Annotated in this window: 16 protein-coding genes and 4 pseudogenes; 11 read left to right on the forward strand and 9 right to left on the reverse strand. The window is 55.0% G+C overall.

The genetic code is table 11. The features are described from left to right. Nucleotides 1–463: 463 nt before the first annotated feature. Genes ACUN0G_RS25490 through ACUN0G_RS25510 form a run of 5 tightly spaced genes read left to right on the forward strand, consistent with a single transcriptional unit; the run spans nt 464 to nt 3,212 of the window. Nucleotides 464–943: a hypothetical protein gene (locus tag ACUN0G_RS25490; RefSeq protein ID WP_148666961.1), complete on the forward strand. Its 480-nt coding sequence runs from the start codon at nt 464–466 to the stop codon at nt 941–943. Nucleotides 944–996: 53 nt separating this feature from the next. After that, a complete protein-coding gene (locus ACUN0G_RS25495) occupies nt 997–1,737 on the forward strand; it encodes a hypothetical protein (RefSeq protein ID WP_445574626.1) in 741 nt (246 codons plus the stop codon). A 2-nt stretch (nt 1,738–1,739) separates the two neighbouring features. Next, nucleotides 1,740–2,102: a phage tail protein gene (locus tag ACUN0G_RS25500; RefSeq protein WP_445574627.1), complete on the forward strand. Its 363-nt coding sequence runs from the start codon at nt 1,740–1,742 to the stop codon at nt 2,100–2,102. Nucleotides 2,103–2,160: 58 nt separating this feature from the next. After that, entirely contained in the window at nt 2,161–2,694 is a 534-nt protein-coding gene (locus ACUN0G_RS25505) for a glycoside hydrolase family 19 protein (RefSeq protein ID WP_445574628.1), read from the forward strand. Further along, nucleotides 2,691–3,212 carry a lysis system i-spanin subunit Rz gene (locus tag ACUN0G_RS25510; protein ID WP_445574629.1) on the forward strand — a complete coding sequence of 174 codons (522 nt, stop codon included), beginning with the start codon at nt 2,691–2,693 and terminating at the stop codon, nt 3,210–3,212. The genes ACUN0G_RS25505 and ACUN0G_RS25510 overlap by 4 nt, the downstream gene beginning before the upstream one ends. 187 nt (nt 3,213–3,399) lie before the next feature. On the opposite strand, the pseudogene ACUN0G_RS25515 reads toward ACUN0G_RS25510, so the two are convergent. The 3 genes and pseudogenes from ACUN0G_RS25515 to ACUN0G_RS25525 all read right to left on the reverse strand — a co-directional run. Then, nucleotides 3,400–3,903, reverse strand: a pseudogene (locus tag ACUN0G_RS25515) (SOS response-associated peptidase family protein); the annotation flags it as partial. After that, nucleotides 3,904–4,767 carry a methyl-accepting chemotaxis protein gene (locus tag ACUN0G_RS25520; protein ID WP_445575596.1) on the reverse strand — a complete coding sequence of 288 codons (864 nt, stop codon included), beginning with the start codon at nt 4,765–4,767 and terminating at the stop codon, nt 3,904–3,906. Next, a pseudogene (locus ACUN0G_RS25525) lies at nt 4,762–5,544 on the reverse strand (MCP four helix bundle domain-containing protein); the annotation flags it as partial. The gene ACUN0G_RS25520 and the pseudogene ACUN0G_RS25525, both read right to left, overlap by 6 nt. A gap of 254 nt (nt 5,545–5,798) precedes the next feature. Here ACUN0G_RS25525 and ACUN0G_RS25530 point away from each other — a divergent pair. After that, nucleotides 5,799–6,005: pseudogene (locus ACUN0G_RS25530) on the forward strand (DUF4113 domain-containing protein); the annotation flags it as partial. Nucleotides 6,006–6,030: 25 nt separating this feature from the next. Here ACUN0G_RS25530 and ACUN0G_RS25535 read toward each other — a convergent pair. Further along, nucleotides 6,031–6,240 carry a hypothetical protein gene (locus ACUN0G_RS25535; RefSeq protein WP_177020078.1) on the reverse strand — a complete coding sequence of 70 codons (210 nt, stop codon included), beginning with the start codon at nt 6,238–6,240 and terminating at the stop codon, nt 6,031–6,033. A gap of 227 nt (nt 6,241–6,467) precedes the next feature. On the opposite strand from ACUN0G_RS25535, the gene ACUN0G_RS25540 reads away from it, so the two are divergent. Further along, nucleotides 6,468–6,722 (forward strand): DUF1652 domain-containing protein, encoded by a 255-nt coding sequence (locus ACUN0G_RS25540; RefSeq protein WP_445574630.1) that lies wholly within the window; start codon nt 6,468–6,470, stop codon nt 6,720–6,722. Nucleotides 6,723–7,231: 509 nt separating this feature from the next. Here the strand turns inward: ACUN0G_RS25540 and ACUN0G_RS25545 are convergent. Further along, complete coding sequence (locus ACUN0G_RS25545; RefSeq protein ID WP_445575597.1) at nt 7,232–8,143, reverse strand: GNAT family N-acetyltransferase; 912 nt, start codon at nt 8,141–8,143, stop codon at nt 7,232–7,234. 173 nt (nt 8,144–8,316) lie between these two features. On the opposite strand from ACUN0G_RS25545, the pseudogene ACUN0G_RS25550 reads away from it, so the two are divergent. Then, nucleotides 8,317–8,520: pseudogene (locus ACUN0G_RS25550) on the forward strand (lysis protein); the annotation flags it as partial. A gap of 54 nt (nt 8,521–8,574) precedes the next feature. Here the strand turns inward: ACUN0G_RS25550 and ACUN0G_RS25555 are convergent. Beyond that, nucleotides 8,575–9,081 (reverse strand): GAF domain-containing protein, encoded by a 507-nt coding sequence (locus ACUN0G_RS25555; protein WP_445574631.1) that lies wholly within the window; start codon nt 9,079–9,081, stop codon nt 8,575–8,577. 41 nt (nt 9,082–9,122) lie between these two features. Beyond that, a complete protein-coding gene (locus ACUN0G_RS25560; RefSeq protein ID WP_445574632.1) occupies nt 9,123–10,793 on the reverse strand; it encodes a methyl-accepting chemotaxis protein in 1,671 nt (556 codons plus the stop codon). 761 nt (nt 10,794–11,554) lie between these two features. Between ACUN0G_RS25560 and ACUN0G_RS25565 the strand changes: the two genes are divergently transcribed. Continuing rightward, a complete protein-coding gene (locus ACUN0G_RS25565) occupies nt 11,555–12,013 on the forward strand; it encodes an Hsp20 family protein (protein WP_003219642.1) in 459 nt (152 codons plus the stop codon). 128 nt (nt 12,014–12,141) lie between these two features. Here ACUN0G_RS25565 and ACUN0G_RS25570 read toward each other — a convergent pair whose 3' ends face one another. Both ACUN0G_RS25570 and ACUN0G_RS25575 read right to left on the reverse strand, forming a co-directional pair. Next, nucleotides 12,142–13,470, reverse strand: a complete 1,329-nt coding sequence (locus ACUN0G_RS25570; RefSeq protein WP_445574633.1) for an OprD family porin — start codon at nt 13,468–13,470, stop codon at nt 12,142–12,144. A 233-nt stretch (nt 13,471–13,703) separates the two neighbouring features. After that, nucleotides 13,704–13,958: a hypothetical protein gene (locus ACUN0G_RS25575; RefSeq protein ID WP_445574634.1), complete on the reverse strand. Its 255-nt coding sequence runs from the start codon at nt 13,956–13,958 to the stop codon at nt 13,704–13,706. A 218-nt stretch (nt 13,959–14,176) separates the two neighbouring features. Between ACUN0G_RS25575 and ACUN0G_RS25580 the strand changes: the two genes are divergently transcribed. Together ACUN0G_RS25580 and ACUN0G_RS25585 are read left to right on the forward strand one after the other, a co-directional pair. After that, nucleotides 14,177–14,374, forward strand: a complete 198-nt coding sequence (locus ACUN0G_RS25580) for a hypothetical protein (RefSeq protein WP_177009152.1) — start codon at nt 14,177–14,179, stop codon at nt 14,372–14,374. A gap of 181 nt (nt 14,375–14,555) precedes the next feature. Beyond that, nucleotides 14,556–15,269 (forward strand): hypothetical protein, encoded by a 714-nt coding sequence (locus ACUN0G_RS25585; protein ID WP_375378913.1) that lies wholly within the window; start codon nt 14,556–14,558, stop codon nt 15,267–15,269. Nucleotides 15,270–15,274 lie beyond the last annotated feature (5 nt).

Raw genomic sequence — 15,274 nt, forward strand, 5'->3', positions numbered from 1 at the left:
CAGCGCAGTTGTTAATCCTGCTACTGCGCCGAATGGGTCTTACTTTGATATACCAGTCGTCGGAGTAACTACGGCCAACGCTGCTGCATTTTGCATACCTGCCGGGCCCATTAATTTCAGCTCTGATAAGCAGCTAGAGCCCGAGATTATAAATGGTGCAGCAAGAGTTTGGCGGGTTATGAAAGGGTATTCCTACCCTAATAGCTGGTCCAGCCAAACAGCTATGATCCTTATCGTAGTGAGGTTTAAGTAAGTGGCGGAATCTTATGGTTTGACGTTTCAGAACTCAGTGGATAATAGAGTTATTATTGATTCTGAATTTACGAGGCTTTCTGTTATATGCAAAGGAAGGTATGTTAACAATTCGGGTCTTTATGCAATCACATCTTTTCCGTTCGCAATAAAGTCGCAGTGGCCTCCGTTTGTGTTCATACGTCCTGACCCGGCTGCTGGGCAGATAGGTATGACACAAGCTGAAGTGCTAGGAAGCTCAGGCGCGTGGACTGGATTCAGAATTAGGGCTTACGATAACTCCAGTGTTCGACCTAACGGCAGTTACTTTGTTGCGGGCTTCGGTGCTGAGATTTTAAGTGACTATGGAATGCGGCTTAAAGACGGAGACAGGAAAGTACTTTTTGATACGGGCACGCCAACTGCTTTGTTTGCTAACTATAACTCGACATGGACGTACTCGGGGCAAGGTACAACGCCTCAGGGACAAAGCATCGCCTATTTTACCGCGCCGTTCGTGATGAGCAATAAAGAGTACATATTGATAAATACTCTGAGTATGCCGGTTATCCGTTCATTGCAACAGCAAAGCGATCTGCAAATGATATGGGATTATCCTAATAACAGAATGATTGCGGCTGTTATTTATATCAATGGTTATAACACTAACTCGCTGGGTATTTCCACGATGACAGCAAAGCTCGTTGTGTGATGTAGTTTTTAAGTCTATTGCACCTATTTTAAATTATTAGTTCGGAGTAAGTCATGGCTTCTTGGTTCGCAGAAGGAACCGTAACAGTCACCAACGGAAATGCCGTGGTGACTGGTGTGGGTACGAAGTTTTCAAATTGCCGATCTGGTGACATGTTCGTCGGGCCTGACAATGGCATTTATCAAGTGATCAATCCGTCGAGCGATACCTCCGTTTCAATCTCGCCGGCCTACCGCGGCACTACTGTCGCTGGTGCTGCTTACGGCATCGTGCCGGTTAACGGCTACCCAAAGGCACTGGCTGATGCGGTTAACCTCATGGTTCAGCAGTGGGGCGCAACGCTTGCAGGCCTGGGCCCTGTCGCAAGCATGACGATAGTGCCCGTTGCCAACGGAGGTACGGGCGCCAATTCGGCGGCGGGGGCCCGTACAAAGCTTGAACTTGGCAGCGCGGCCACAAAAAACATCGGTAGCGCCACCGGCAATGTTCAGGACGTGAATTCGCCCGCTGCAATGGTTGGCAACTCTGCATTCGCTGAGCCGGGCAGCCACTTCATCAGCTACGGCGACAACACCACAAACGTTCCGGCCGGCGGCGCTTATTGGGCCGGCATCCGAGCCCAGTACCCATACCAGAACTGTGCAATGGACCTGGTGGCTCAGGTGGTCACTGGCGGCAGCCTGAACCTGATGTTTCGGACTGTCGCAGGCAGCGGTGCGCCAGACCCTTGGCGGAAAATCTACCACGACGGCAACACCACCCGTGCCGCTGACGGCACCTTGAAGGCGATCTGACCATGACAAGAGCAGCAATCAACGTTCTCGGCGCAACCGGTGCGACGTACGACTTTGTCACCCAGGGCGACACCGCGGTAACTTCGGCGCGACTTTCGAAGGGGTTCTACCAAATCACCGGCTGCCTTGGCATGGTCCCATTCCCACCTATCGACGACGGATGGGGTTACACGGTGAACCAGGTGGACGGTCGGGCTGACGTGGAGACGGACTTCGCGGACGGCCTGCTGACCGTGACGGTGACCAAGGACGGCCAGCCGTACGACCTGAAGCACATGATCACGCTGCACATCCTGGTGCCGGACTCGCCGGCCGTGGAAATGCCGGTGCCCGAACAGCAGCCAGTCTTGCCCGCTGACGGCTGATCTCAGCCCCAACACCGATGCCCGCCTTGAGCGGGCTTTTTATTGCCTGGAGAAAGCCATGCCGATCACTGAGCAGCAGCTGCTGCAGATCCTCCCGAACGCCGGCCGCCAAGCTGGCGTTTTTGTTCCTGTGCTGAATGTGGCCATGGCCAAGTACGGAATCGTCACGCGACTGCGCATCGCCGCATTTATTGCCCAGTTCGGGCATGAGTCCGGCCAACTGCGCTACGTGCGCGAGATCTGGGGGCCCACGGCGCAGCAGCTCACGTACGAAGGTCGTGCCGATCTGGGCAACACCATCAAGGGTGACGGCTCGAAGTACCGTGGGCGTGGACTGATCCAGATAACGGGCCGAGCCAACAATGCTGCATGCGGTGAAGCCCTGGGCCTGGACCTGATCAACAATCCGGACCTGCTCGAGCTGCCCCAGCACGCGGCGATGTCGGCGGCCTGGTTCTGGTCTAGCGAGGGGCTCAACACGCTGGCGGATCAGGGTGAGTTCACGAAGATCACGCGGCGCATCAATGGCGGACTCACAGGCCAGGCCGATCGCCAGGCGCTATACGACAAGGCGCTTAAGGTGCTGGCATGACGCCGGTGCAGAAGTTGGCCAGTCTGGCGGCGCTGATCCTGCTGGCCATGGCCGTGAGCTTCGGCTGCGCATGGCAGGTGCAGGACTGGCGGTACGACGGGAAGCTGGCAAAACAGGCGGGGCAGTTCCAGACGGACCTGGACGCGATCGGCAATGCCGCCACCACCCAGGCACGGGCCGAGCAGGAGAAGCGCCTGGCCATCGAGCAGCAACTGGCCATCTCCGACCAACAACACACCAAGGAATTATCCGATGCCCAGCGCAACCAGGCTCTTCTGGGTGACCGTCTTGCTACTGCTGATGTGCGGCTGTCAGTCCTTCTCGACGCCACGGATTCAGCCAGTGGCTGCAACGTGCCTGCCACCCCCGGCGCCGTCGGCGTGGTTCATGCAGCCTGTCGAGCCCAACTTGACCCGGCGCATGCTCAAAGAATTGTCGGCATCACCGACGCAGGCGACCAAGGACTGATCGCACTGCGGGCGTGCCAGGCGTATGTCAGAGCTATTACGCGTAAGTAACAAATTTAGGACATGTCCTACATACCAATTTATCTCTAGGTGGTAGAAGAAGGCGAATAAATCTGGGGTTCAATTGATGGGGCGGCGATGGATTTCGATTACGGTATTACTGGTGACTTGCTGGTTGTTGTTTGTCTCACTGCTCATCGTGAAATTCTTGTCGATAAGGTGATGGCGGTGCTGGTGTTTAGGCCGGCTTGATCAGCTCGGGGCCCCTGTTCCGCACATTGCCCACGGCCGTGTCGACCCTAAACCAGAGGAACGCCTTTGCCGGCTTGCCCTGGTGTAGCACCACGGGCCGCCGGTCGTGGATGTCCACCATGCCGCCGACGCTGTCGGCGATGATGATCACGAACCCGTCATGCTCGCCCGGGCCTTCGTCGGCGTCGGGCAGTTGGCCAATGGCGGCGCACAGCACCGGCGCGCCATCTCGCCGGCGTATTAGGTAGGGCTGCTTCTTCGGGCCGCCTTCATCCACCCATTCAAACCAGTTGTCGATAGGCGTGATTGCCCGGTGCGGCCAGATCGCCCGGAAGAACGGGCCGTGGGCCACCCTCTCGACGCGGGCGTTGATCGGCGCGGCGCGATCCTTGGCCCAGTGCGGGCGCCATCCCCAACGCACCATGTCGGCATGCAGCAGTTCGCCTTGCTGGTGGAGGAGGGCAACTTGGGTGGACTTGGCAAGGTTGAATCAGATCTTGAACTTGGCCACCAAAATTCTAAACGAAACCGCGAGACGTGAAAGCTCCAGCGTTGATTCGTTAGTCTGTCTGGCGCCGCTTGAACTTTGGGTGGACAGGTCTTGAATATTGACTAAATTACGGTCGACTTCGCGGGCGACCGAGGCTTGTTCTTCAGAAGCGCTTGCGATCACCATGTTGCGCTCGTTGATTTGCGAAACACCGGCGGTGATCCGCTCCAAGGCATGACCCGCTTCTGCTGCTTGCGATTGAGTTTCTACGGCCAGTACCTGACTCTTGCTCATGGCCACAACCGCTTCATCTGCGCCTGTTCGTACTGCGTTGATCATGGTCTCAATATCGCCCGTCGAAGATTGGGTGCGATGTGCTAGTGCACGCACTTCATCAGCCACAACAGCGAAGCCCCTGCCTTGTTCGCCTGCCCGTGCGGCCTCAATCGCTGCGTTGAGTGCCAGGAGGTTGGTCTGTTCGGCGATGGCTCGAATAACGTCCAGCACCTTGCTGATTTCCCTTATCTGGGCCGCCAGCGTTTCGACCTTTTGCGTAGACTCCCCCACGCCTGTGGCCATGGCCGTGATTGATCGGATGGTGTGCCTGACCTGATCGCCACCCGTTAACGCGTCACGGCTGGTTTGCTCCGAGGCATCTGAGGTGCTCACGGCGTTGCGCGCTACTTCTTCCACCGCCGCCGTCAACTCATTGACCGCCGTTGCAGCCTGCTGAATTTCGTCATTCTGGCGGGTTAATCCTTGCGAACTCTCATTAGTCACGGCGCTCAATTGCTCTGCGGCGGCGGCCAACTGATCAGAAGCATCTGCGATCTCACGAATTGTGCCCTTCAAATTGCGCTGCATGGCGCCAAAGGCCTCCAGTAACAGCCCTATTTCGTCAGTACCCCCATGCTCGATATCAACCGTTAGGTCACCGGCAGCAATGCGTCGTGCACTTCGAAGAGCGTCATTGATAGGAAGTGTAATTGATCGTGTGATGACCAGCCCGATAGTGATTGCCAGTGCGAAGGCGACCAGTACGCCGATCCCAAGCATCCAATCTGCCTTGCTGGTAGTCACGTCTGCAGCGACCCCAGCCTCAGCGCTTTGACGTTCATTAGAGGCAATGATGATCTTCAATGCGTCGTTGTTCTTGTTGTAAACCGGTGTGACCTGTTCTTTGAATGATTTCAGCGCGGCGTCAATATTCCCGCTTTGCACATCACTGACCATCTGGTTAGAAAGCGCGATGTAGGTGGGCCAGTCTTTTTCAAACTGATCACCGGCGGCCCGTTCGTCGTCATCCAACGGCGTTTGACGGTATTGTTTAAAGAGTGTCTCGACGTCCTGCTGGTTTTCTGTGAGCGACTGTAGAGCCGCGTCAAGTTCTGACTGAGGGCCTTGGGTCATTTTAATTAGAAGGATTTTATAAAGGTCACGGTAATGAGCGATCCCGTTTGCCCTAGCGTTGCTAGATTTGTCAATGGATACTAAACCGTTGGTCAGGATGCTCTTAAGGTTAGCGTTGACCGAGCTAATGCCTAACTTTCCTACAAAACCAACACCCAGCGTAATACAGGCACATAGCACAAAACTTGTGATCAATTTTGTCGCCAGTTTCGTGTTCGTCAGAAGACTCATTCTATTAACCTCGGGCTTTAAAGCGTTGAAGCAGAAGAGATCTCGAGAGCAAAATCTCGCCGCTATATAAACGCATCGGTCAATTCGCGGATTTCTGAAGGCTCGGCGCCAAAAAAAGGGTAAGCATTCAGGGTATTGACAGAAATGTGGCCGCTACACTTAAACCTTTTCACAAAATCTACAAAATTGCCGAATGGGTCGTACCGGCTGAATCCTGGCGCGCAGTAACAACTGTACTGGCCGAATCGATCGCATACACGGATGATCTGTTCGCCGTATCACAACCGGCCGAGGCGACCAGAGTGATGTCAGTACTCGACCAGATCAACGAACGGTGGGGAAGGGGAACGTTGCGCGCGGCCAGTGTGCCAACGACCCCTGACTGGGGAATGCGGCGTGACATGATGAGCCAGAGCTACACCACGAAGCTAGATCAGCTGTGGTCGGTTGCTTGCAAGTAGTGAAGCGCTCAGCGCCAGATCAACTTCACTCGGGCGACATGAGGACCGCCAGAGTCAGCTTGATGAACTCCTCGTTCTCATCGATGGTGTGCAGAGCGCCGCGCACGTTCTCGGCTACATCGGCGGAGCCACGCTGCTCGACCCAGTTCGATAGCTCCATGATGGAAGCCTCAAGGGCCAACTGGTTTTCGTACAGTTTGGAGAGCAGGGAAGGGAGCAGGTCTGAATTGGGCATTGGCGTTCCTCTGGTGGAGTGAACAGCGTAGCAGCAGGCGAACTATGCTTTTGCCTTCTAAGCTCCATGGCCATGCGACGGGCGGCTGCCAGGGTGGCTACGTTGCGTGAACCACGTCTCAAAAATCAAACTAACATGTACTAACTTGAACGTTTTTACATTTAGGTTCCCTAAGCCACATCGCCGCGCCGAAAGGCCTCTATCCATTGGTTTTAAAGGGTCACGTGATGATCTCTACCTTAGAGTTACGCCATATAATTGAGACGGCGTTCCTTCCCACCAGGTGCGTGTGCTCGATCAGGTATGACTCACTCAACATTCAGCTGGTCGACCCTATGACTCAGCAGGAATTGTTGACGGTCGCCGGGGTTGATCCAAAAACGTTGGGATCTAGCCGCGCAATCGCCAGGCTCATTGCGGAGATAAAAGAAGAGGTCAGATTTCGAGGGGATGCTGCGCTGGAGGAAGTTGGCCAAGCCTGAAAAGCCAGCCCGCTATTACTTAAAATCGTTGGGTTGGTGTACGGTCGGCAGAACGCCGGGGAGGGGCAAAAGCAGTTCCAAAACTAAAACCGCACCCCTTGTAGAATGCGGTCTGTAGCCCGGTCACTTTTCCTGAGTAATGGAACTCCGCAGGCCTTCAACGACCCGGCCCGCTGGAGTTTGCATAGCGGTCTTGAAAACCGGCGAACGTTAATAGCGTTCCCAGGGTTCGAATCCCTGGTTTCCCGCCAAGATTGACTCAAAAGCCCCGCTATTGCGGGGCTTTTGCGTTTCTGGGGTTCAGGAATATTGGCAGTGAAACATCTAATCGTTTCCCCATCATTTCAGGCAGTTTCTGCAACTCTGCAAAAAGTGAGAGTCAGCGGGTAGGTTTCACGATCTCACCCACGCGCCGATAACCGCCTCGGTTATCAGTTCACGCTGGAGAAGTCAGGCGCCCGCGCCGGGCGCGCTGACTGGCGTGATTTGTTACTGAGAAAAAGGCGTAATTAGAGGTGGAAGTCGCCCGCAGCCTCCGGCTGGTAAAGCACTTTCTTGATCTCAATCCGGCGGGTCCGATCAGCAATTCGCCAGTCGATGGCGTCTCCCTCCTGATAGCCAAGGATGGCGGCGCCTAGGTCGGAATACACGGAATGCTTTCCTGCGTTGCTGTCCGCGTCTTCAGGGTAGACCAAGGCCACTTCGAACTCTTCATCGTCCAGTTGCAGCAACGCCCTGGAGTTCATCGTGATGACATTGCACGCCACCTCCTGCGGCTTGACGACAATGGCTCGCTCGAGCTCATGTTCGAGTTCAACCACCGCCGGGCCTTGCTCGAACGCGATGAGTTCCTCGAGCCTGGCCTTGTCGATTTCAGTGATGTAGATCCTGGTGGAGTCGCCACCGGCGCCTTCGCGCAAGAACTGGAGGTAGCGCGCCGCCGTCATGGAAAATGACTTCAATGTCGGCGTTTCGCTCTCAAGCTTAAAGCCGCTGCGCAGAAAGGCTTTCAGCGAGCGCGAGTTGTCCGGGTGAATCTTGGCGATGAGCTTCTCGGCCCGCATGTCGAGGAAGGCCAGTTTCATGCCTTCGCGTATCGTGCTGGCGCCCAGGTTTCGGCCCCATTTGTCGCTGTCTCCGATGACCAGGACTATCTCGCAATTTGAGCCGGTCTTGATGAGACGGACAAAGCCCACCGGGGCGTCATGCCGGTCATAGGCCATAAAGAATCTGCCGCCCCGGTTGAATAGATGAGTCAGGATCGGCAACTGAGTCCGATCAATGACTTGTTCAATGGAGCGGGAGACATGACGCGAATCGCTCAGATAGCAGGTGATGCGCTCATCCTCTAACCAATCCACCAATGTCAGCGCGTGCGCCCGAGTAATTTCAGGGCACAGCGAAATGAAAGGCTTGTTCATCTTAACCACACTTATTTGTAAAGGATTGAAGCCCTTCATGGATATGTCATGGCGGTTCTTCGGCAACCGGATATTTTAAGACATACCGCGAGTAATGGCGAACATGCCAGAGAGTTCCAAGAAACCATCGCTCGCTGAACCTGAACCTGGCTTCATCTGCAACCTGAGATTGCAGAGCAAGCCTTGCTATTGCTGTTGTGCGGCTGTCAGTCCTTCTCGACGCCACGGATTCAGTCAGGGGCTGCTACGTGCCTGCCGCTTCTGGCGCCGTCGGCGTGGTTCATGGCGCTCATCGAGCCCAGCTTGACCCCGCGCATGCTCAAAGAGTTATCGCACTGCGGGCTTGCCAGGCCTATGTCAGGGCTATTGCGCATTGAAACCCGGTGCGATTCAGGGCATCTGAAGTAACAGCGACAGACAATATTGCTTAGTTAGCTTTCGTCCGAACTTAGACTTGCGAAGAAGATGCAGCCAATTAACCGAGCAAACAAGGTCAAAGTGCCTTCGAGGCACGGATCGTCAAACAGCATGGGTCGTGAGTCCAGCGCGCAAAGAGCACCGTAAAGCCGTCCGTCAGGAAGGAAGATAGGAGCACCTGCATAGCTTTCTATTGCGTATCGCTTGACTACGGGGCGATTTGAGTACCTGCCGTCTTCACTGATTTTTGGAATAAAGAGTGCTTTGGGGTCCTTTCGGAGTTCGCTGCAAAGCGTGATCTCCAACTCTAAAGTATCTCCACACTCTATACCCAGGTGGATGGGGTCGTAAGCTGAGCAAACTATCCAGTCCGTTTCGGTGAATTTAGCAATTCCGGCAAATCGCATCCCTGTCAGGCGCGTAATAAGCTGCAAGATAGCGCTTGTGGCCTCGAGTTCTGCTATTGCTGAACGTTCATCTGTGCTCAGCACAGAGTGCAAGGCGATCTCATGAGAGTCCATTTTTATCCTCTGCTATCTGTAACTGAGCGGGTGATCGGGCTTTATGAATTTGTGTGATGAATCTGGCAGGGCGCTTGATCCAGCATCAACGTCTTGAATCGGAGAACCAAGTCGTTCAAGTTGACTGCCAATCGTGACAGTTCATTGCTCGCAGTCAGCGTCTGTCGAGTACCCTCACTGCTCTGAATGGCCAGGTCGCGAATGCTAATCAAGCTCCGGTCAACGTCACGTGCTACGTGAGCTTGTTCTTCGGAGGCAGTTGCAATCTGGATATTGCGGTCATTGATTTCGAGCACTGAATCTATGATTTGTCGAAGCGATTGGCCTGCCTGCTCTGCCGTATCTCGCGTGCTGTAAACCTCAGACGTGCTCTTCTGCATCGATGCTACTGCGGCAGACGAACCGGCTTGAATCGTCGAAATCATCTGTTCAATTTCTTGAGTCGAAGTTTGGGTCCGGTGCGCCAACGCTCGAACTTCATCTGCGACCACCGCAAAGCCACGGCCTTGTTCTCCTGCACGCGCGGCTTCAATGGCAGCGTTCAAAGCCAACAGGTTGGTTTGTTCGGCAATCGCCCTGATGACGCTTAGAACTTTGCTAATGTCTTGAGCCTGGCCCGCGAGCTCTTTTACTTGATCTGAGGAAACCTCGACTAGTCCGGTAAGGCCTCGCATGGCGGTAAGCGTTTCAGTCACTTTTTTGTTGCCGAGATCTGCTGCCAAGCTCGACTGCATGGCTGCTTCAGAGGTGGAGTTGGCATTCCGGGCTACCTCTTCAACAGCAGTGCTCATCTCGGTGACCGCTGTGGCAGCTTGCTCTATCTCGCTGTTTTGCTGCTGTAATGTGCGATCAGCACTTTCTGTGATAGAGGTCATTTCGACGGCTGCAGTACTCAGTTGAGCTGACGCGCCTGAGATTTCCAATATCGTGTTCCTGAGGTTCTTCTGCATCAAATTAAGCGCGTGCATTAAGCGTGATGCCTCATCTGAGCCAGTGACATCAAGGTCATGGGTAAGGTCGCCTGCCGCTATACCCTCTGCCAATTTCAGAGATGAGCTGATAGGGCTCACAATGCTCTTGGTAAATAAAGTAGCCAGGAGAAGGGTGAGCGCAAATGCAACAACCAGTACGGCTATGAGTACGTTTACGCTATGGGCATATACGTCCGCCGCCTCCTGACCAGACACCACTGCCTGGCGTGCATTTTGCTCACGCAGGATTGTCAGTTGCTCTTGATAGGCGCTTGCTCGTTGCGCCTGTTCCGTATTAGCAAAAGTCACCGCTTGCTCATGATCAGATAAATCCAATGCAAGTACTTTTTTGAGCCCCTCAATATAGGTGTTCATCACTTGGCTTGCCTTTTCAAATTGAATTTGATCTTGCTCGCCAGATATCAAATTTTTACCATAAAACTCTGTCTTTGACTGAAGTGTCCGTATGGCCTCTTCAACTTTTGACAGGGATGCATCATGCACATCTTTGGTGGTACTTGAGAGCATGCGGATGCTCTCCAGGCGGGCATGAAGAAGGGCGATTTGAATGTCGTCAATTACCTGGATGCTGGGCAGGGAGTTTTGCTCGATATCTTGCTCTGCAGTACGTAAGTGGCCGATTTGTAAATAAGAAAAGCCTGCCAGGCTGATCAGTAAAAGGGTGATTAGACCAAAACAGATGAAGGCTCTGCGTGCGATATTCATGGATCTTAATTTCATATAGGCCTCCGAGGGCCGAGGTGTCAGGGGAGGGAGCCCGTTACGTCAATTTGTTGATCGCATGCATGGGAAGCCTTTGATCTCGATCGCAGCTTGGTGGTTGGGTGTGGGTTAAGGAATACAAAAAAATGAATCAAGATAATAGGCGCGCTAAATAATTGCGCGCTTGGCTTATTGATTGGGGGTGTGACTGACTACGGCAAGTCACGAGCCCGGTCCGGCGTCAGCACTGATGGGTGCCGCTGGCCGACATCCCCAAACGCAGCGCACACAGGGGCCGTGGCCGAGAGAAGTGTCTAGATCAAGGATTTTAGAGTGATCCAGGGTTGCCACCTGTGATTTTGGCGACTACCCTGAGAATGTATGAATTGTTACGAACAATTTCGGTGGTGACCGTTTTCAGGTCACACTACTTCAGGATGAGGAACGAAAAATGTTTTCACACGAAGGTCCCGCAATAGAGCTATTGCTGTTCGTTATTGGCTTGTCTGGCCTGCTCTTGGTCGTGTGGTTTATTCACCACCAATACGAACGAATAACTGGGAAAGGCGTAAAAAAACAACAAAGTCGTAACGAAGGGCGCTCGATGTAAGCGGGCGGCCTGTTTATCCAACCGAGCCAGCCGTTCCCGGCTGGTACGCAAATGTAAAAATTTTTATCTGCCCTCTTGAAAATTTTCCCGGCGAACATAAATTTTCATCACGCGACGCCGAATGCGGGTCGCGCACTTAATCACTTGGATTTAATCAGGAGATTTTGAGATGGCTACTACCCTTTCGTTGGCCCCTTTGTTCCGTCAATCCGTGGGCTTCGATCGCTTCAATGACCTGTTTGAGTCGGCGCTTCGCAGCGAGGCTCCGAACACTTATCCGCCTCATAATGTGGAAAAGCACGGTGATGACGAATATCGCATTGTCATTGCAGTCGCTGGGCTTACTGAAGCGGATCTGGATATTCAGGTCGAGAAGGGCGTTTTGACAGTCGTTGGCGACAAGCGCGAAACCGAGAAAGCAGTCACTTATCTGCACCAGGGCATCGCGCAACGAGCATTTCGGCTGTCGTTCCGGCTGGCAGATCATATCGAGGTGCGCGGTGCTTCGATGAACAACGGGCTGTTAAGCATCGACTTGCTGCGCGTGGTTCCTGAAGAGGCCAAGCCCAAGCGCATCACGATTGGTAGCGGGAAAGAGCCCGAACTGCGTCAGGTTAGTTTGCAATAAGTCAGCGGTAACAAAAAAGGCGCTCTTGGTAGCGCCTTTTTTGTGTGTGTGGAATCAAAATGCCTGCCGAATAATACCTGGCCACGCAGAGTACCCGGTCGATCCATCGCCCGGGCACTCCCGTCTGTTCAGAAGATATTTAACGGATACTCCGTAATCAGCCGCGTCTGCACCAGATGCCCCCCGGTGGACGCATCACCATCGTGCCAAGCCTCCCGCAGGCGAAAGGACAGTTTCTTGGCCGGGCCACTCTGCACCACGTATTTCACTTCGGCGTCGGTTTCGTGTTCCTGGTCGTTGGCACCATAGAACCCGGTGTAGGCCGAATTGCCGGGGGTATGCGTACCGTCGATGCCGGAACCGCGAATATGACGGGCCATGAAGCTCAGGCCGGGGGCGCCAAAGGTGCTCATGTCCAGGTCATAACGCATCTGCCATGACTTCTCGCCCGGGCCGTTGAAGTCGGAGTACTGCACGGAGTCGGCGAGGTTGATCGAGTTGCCGTAGCGGCCGGCACCGACACCGGCATTGGTCTCTCCAAAGCCGACATAGTCGAACGGCTCGTCACCATGAACCTTCTGTCCGGCCAGGGTGAAGGTTTGCGCACCCAGGGTGTAGGCCGCCGCCAGCGAGGCGGCGGTGGTGTCGATGGTCCCGGCCTTGGCGCTGCCGTCGTCCAGTGTGCGATAGAGGTTGAAGTCCAGCGCGACGGACTGGTCATCGGTCAGTGGATGAACAAGGTTCAAGTTGACGTAGTACTGGTTCCAGACGTCTTCCAGGTGCGCTCCGTACAGCGACGCAGTGAATTCCTTGCTGAACTGGTACTTGCCCCCCGCGAAACTGGCCGACGACGCAGCCACGCCTGCATAGCTGGCGAGAATGTCGCCGCTGCGCGAGGTGGTGGTGGTACCGGTGCCGGAGGTGTAATGGCCGGCCTCCAGGTTCAGGCCGGTGATTTCATGACTGTCGATCTGGAAGCCCGTTGCGGTCTGTGGCATCAGGTAGTTATCGGCGGTGGCGAACACCGGCGATGTAGGCTGCAGGTCGCCGACCTTGAGCGTGGTATTGGAAATACGGAACTTGACGTCACCGCCAGCCTTCGCGAAGCCGTGATCCGGATTGCCATTGGCGTCGGACGGAATGTTCGGGCCACCGGCACGGTCGGTGTCCCCGTCGATGCGCAACGCCAGGTCGGCAAACGCATCAATGCCGATGCCAATGGTGCCTTGCGTAAAACCTGAGCTGTAGGTCGCCATCAGCGCCTGGCTCCAGTCACGGGTGTGGGCGCCGTTGCCGTTCTGGTTCCAGAACAGGTTGCGGTTGAGGATATTCAAGCTGCTGTCGGCGACAAAGCCCTTGGAGTCGGACTGATCGCTGGCATAGCTCATGGCCGGCAAGGCAAATGCCAGCGCCACGGCCAAGGTATTGAGCTGAAGTAACGGTTGACGTTTTTTCATTATATTTTGCTCCTGTGCACGAGTTCGTGTGGGAGCATTAAGGCGACAGCCCAGGCCATCAACAAATGAAACTGGATGAAGGTTTTGATATCCCTTTTACTGAATTTCGGGCAAAGAAAAGCCCGCGATGGGGAGTGCGGGCTTAAAGGTGTTCACTTAGGAGCTGGGGTAACCATAAGCGCTCGACTGTGAAAGGGATGTGAAAGGTTGTTGGGTGCGTAGCGTGTTTATCACTATTGATCCTCCCCCCGCACGATCCTTCCCGCCTTCACCTCATCCGCGTACCCGCTGAGCTTTTCCTGCTGAGCCGCGAGCAGTGCACCCATCTTCATCAGGGCGACAGCTTCGTCGGGTGATTTGGCGCCCCCTGCGATAGCGGCCAGCTCATTGACCGACCAGGCGATGATGGCCGTCGCATCTTCGAGGTCGTAGAACAGCTCCTGCTGTGCGGTCCTTGGGCCGTCGAGCATTTCCATCAGTTCTGCCATTTACCCGTGCTCTCCAAAGAAGTGGTTCAGTGCTATTAGCTCATATACCGTGCTAGCGTGCGGCCGCAAGTGCACGCATTCTTTCAATACACTCATTTCATCAAGCTGTGCGCGGTTCTTTCGCGTGATAAGCCGTTCGTCCATCACCCGGCACTCGCGACACCGCACCGTTTCTCATGTTTAAGCACGGACATCCCGCGCTAGAACGGAGAGCCAGCATGGAAATTGACGAGAAGGCCCCTGGAAACGTATCCCAGCAGGGGGTAACCCGTGGTACAGACAATGAAACCGGGCATGACCCCCGGCGCGATCAACCTGAAGCGCCTCTACCACCGGACGATGACGCCCCTCTGGAAGAGGACATGTCGGATGTAGACGCGGCTGATTCTGTCGCGAGTGAACACCCCGATAACTGATGCACCCGAAGAAGCCCGACCACTGTGTCGGGCTTCTTTGCCGTCAATATTCCCGCCTCTTCGCACTTTTTCCCATTCTTCCGATCTATCTCTGTCCCGACCACACTAATTTCCGGCGTGGACAGAAGACCCAGACCTGGTGCCGATGGATTGCACGTTACCTGTTGTTATCACTCGATGGATGCGCCAGCCGTTGTGGCTGGCTGCGGTTTTGATGCTTTGCGCCAACGGTTGCAGCCAGCAGCAGGGGCGCGATATTGCCCAGCAGTTCAGCAACGGCAAGCCCGACGAGTTCTTCCAGACAAGCGTTGATCGCATGGCCACCCTGAGCATGCGCGATAACCTGCAAAGCCTGTATTTGCTGATGAGCAAACTCTACCTGCGCAACCCTAACCAGTGGCGCCAATCGGGTTACACAGACGCTGTGACCGCCGCCCGGCAAATCCGCCAGGCCATCGAACTTCGCCAACCGCTGCCCGCCCTGGGGGATCGCCGCGACCTGGCCGCATTGAGCTACTCCCTGAGCCCGGAGTTCCGCGGCGACCGGGTGGGCGCCTTCATCTACGCGATCGGCAGCATGCTGGTGACGGCACACGGCGGGCGCACCGAGTTTTATATAACGGACTCGATCAACCCCCAATTCGTCAGCAATGCCGCGCGCAATATCGAGAAGGCCACCTGGCTGCTCAGTCAGCGCCAGGATGCCAATGGCTCGCTGTTGCTGTTCTCCAATGAGATCTCGGAGGCGGGTAGCAACCTGAGTTTCGCCGTCGAATTCGGCAAGATCGTCGCGCGCCTCGACCTGTTGACCCAGATGCTCGACGAACGCTACCGGCGCATCGGTCTCAACTATGCGCAAAGCCTGCTGCTGATGAATTTCCTGCCGGTGCAGTAACCGGC

The sequence above is a fragment of the Pseudomonas sp. 32A genome, assembly GCF_052682255.1.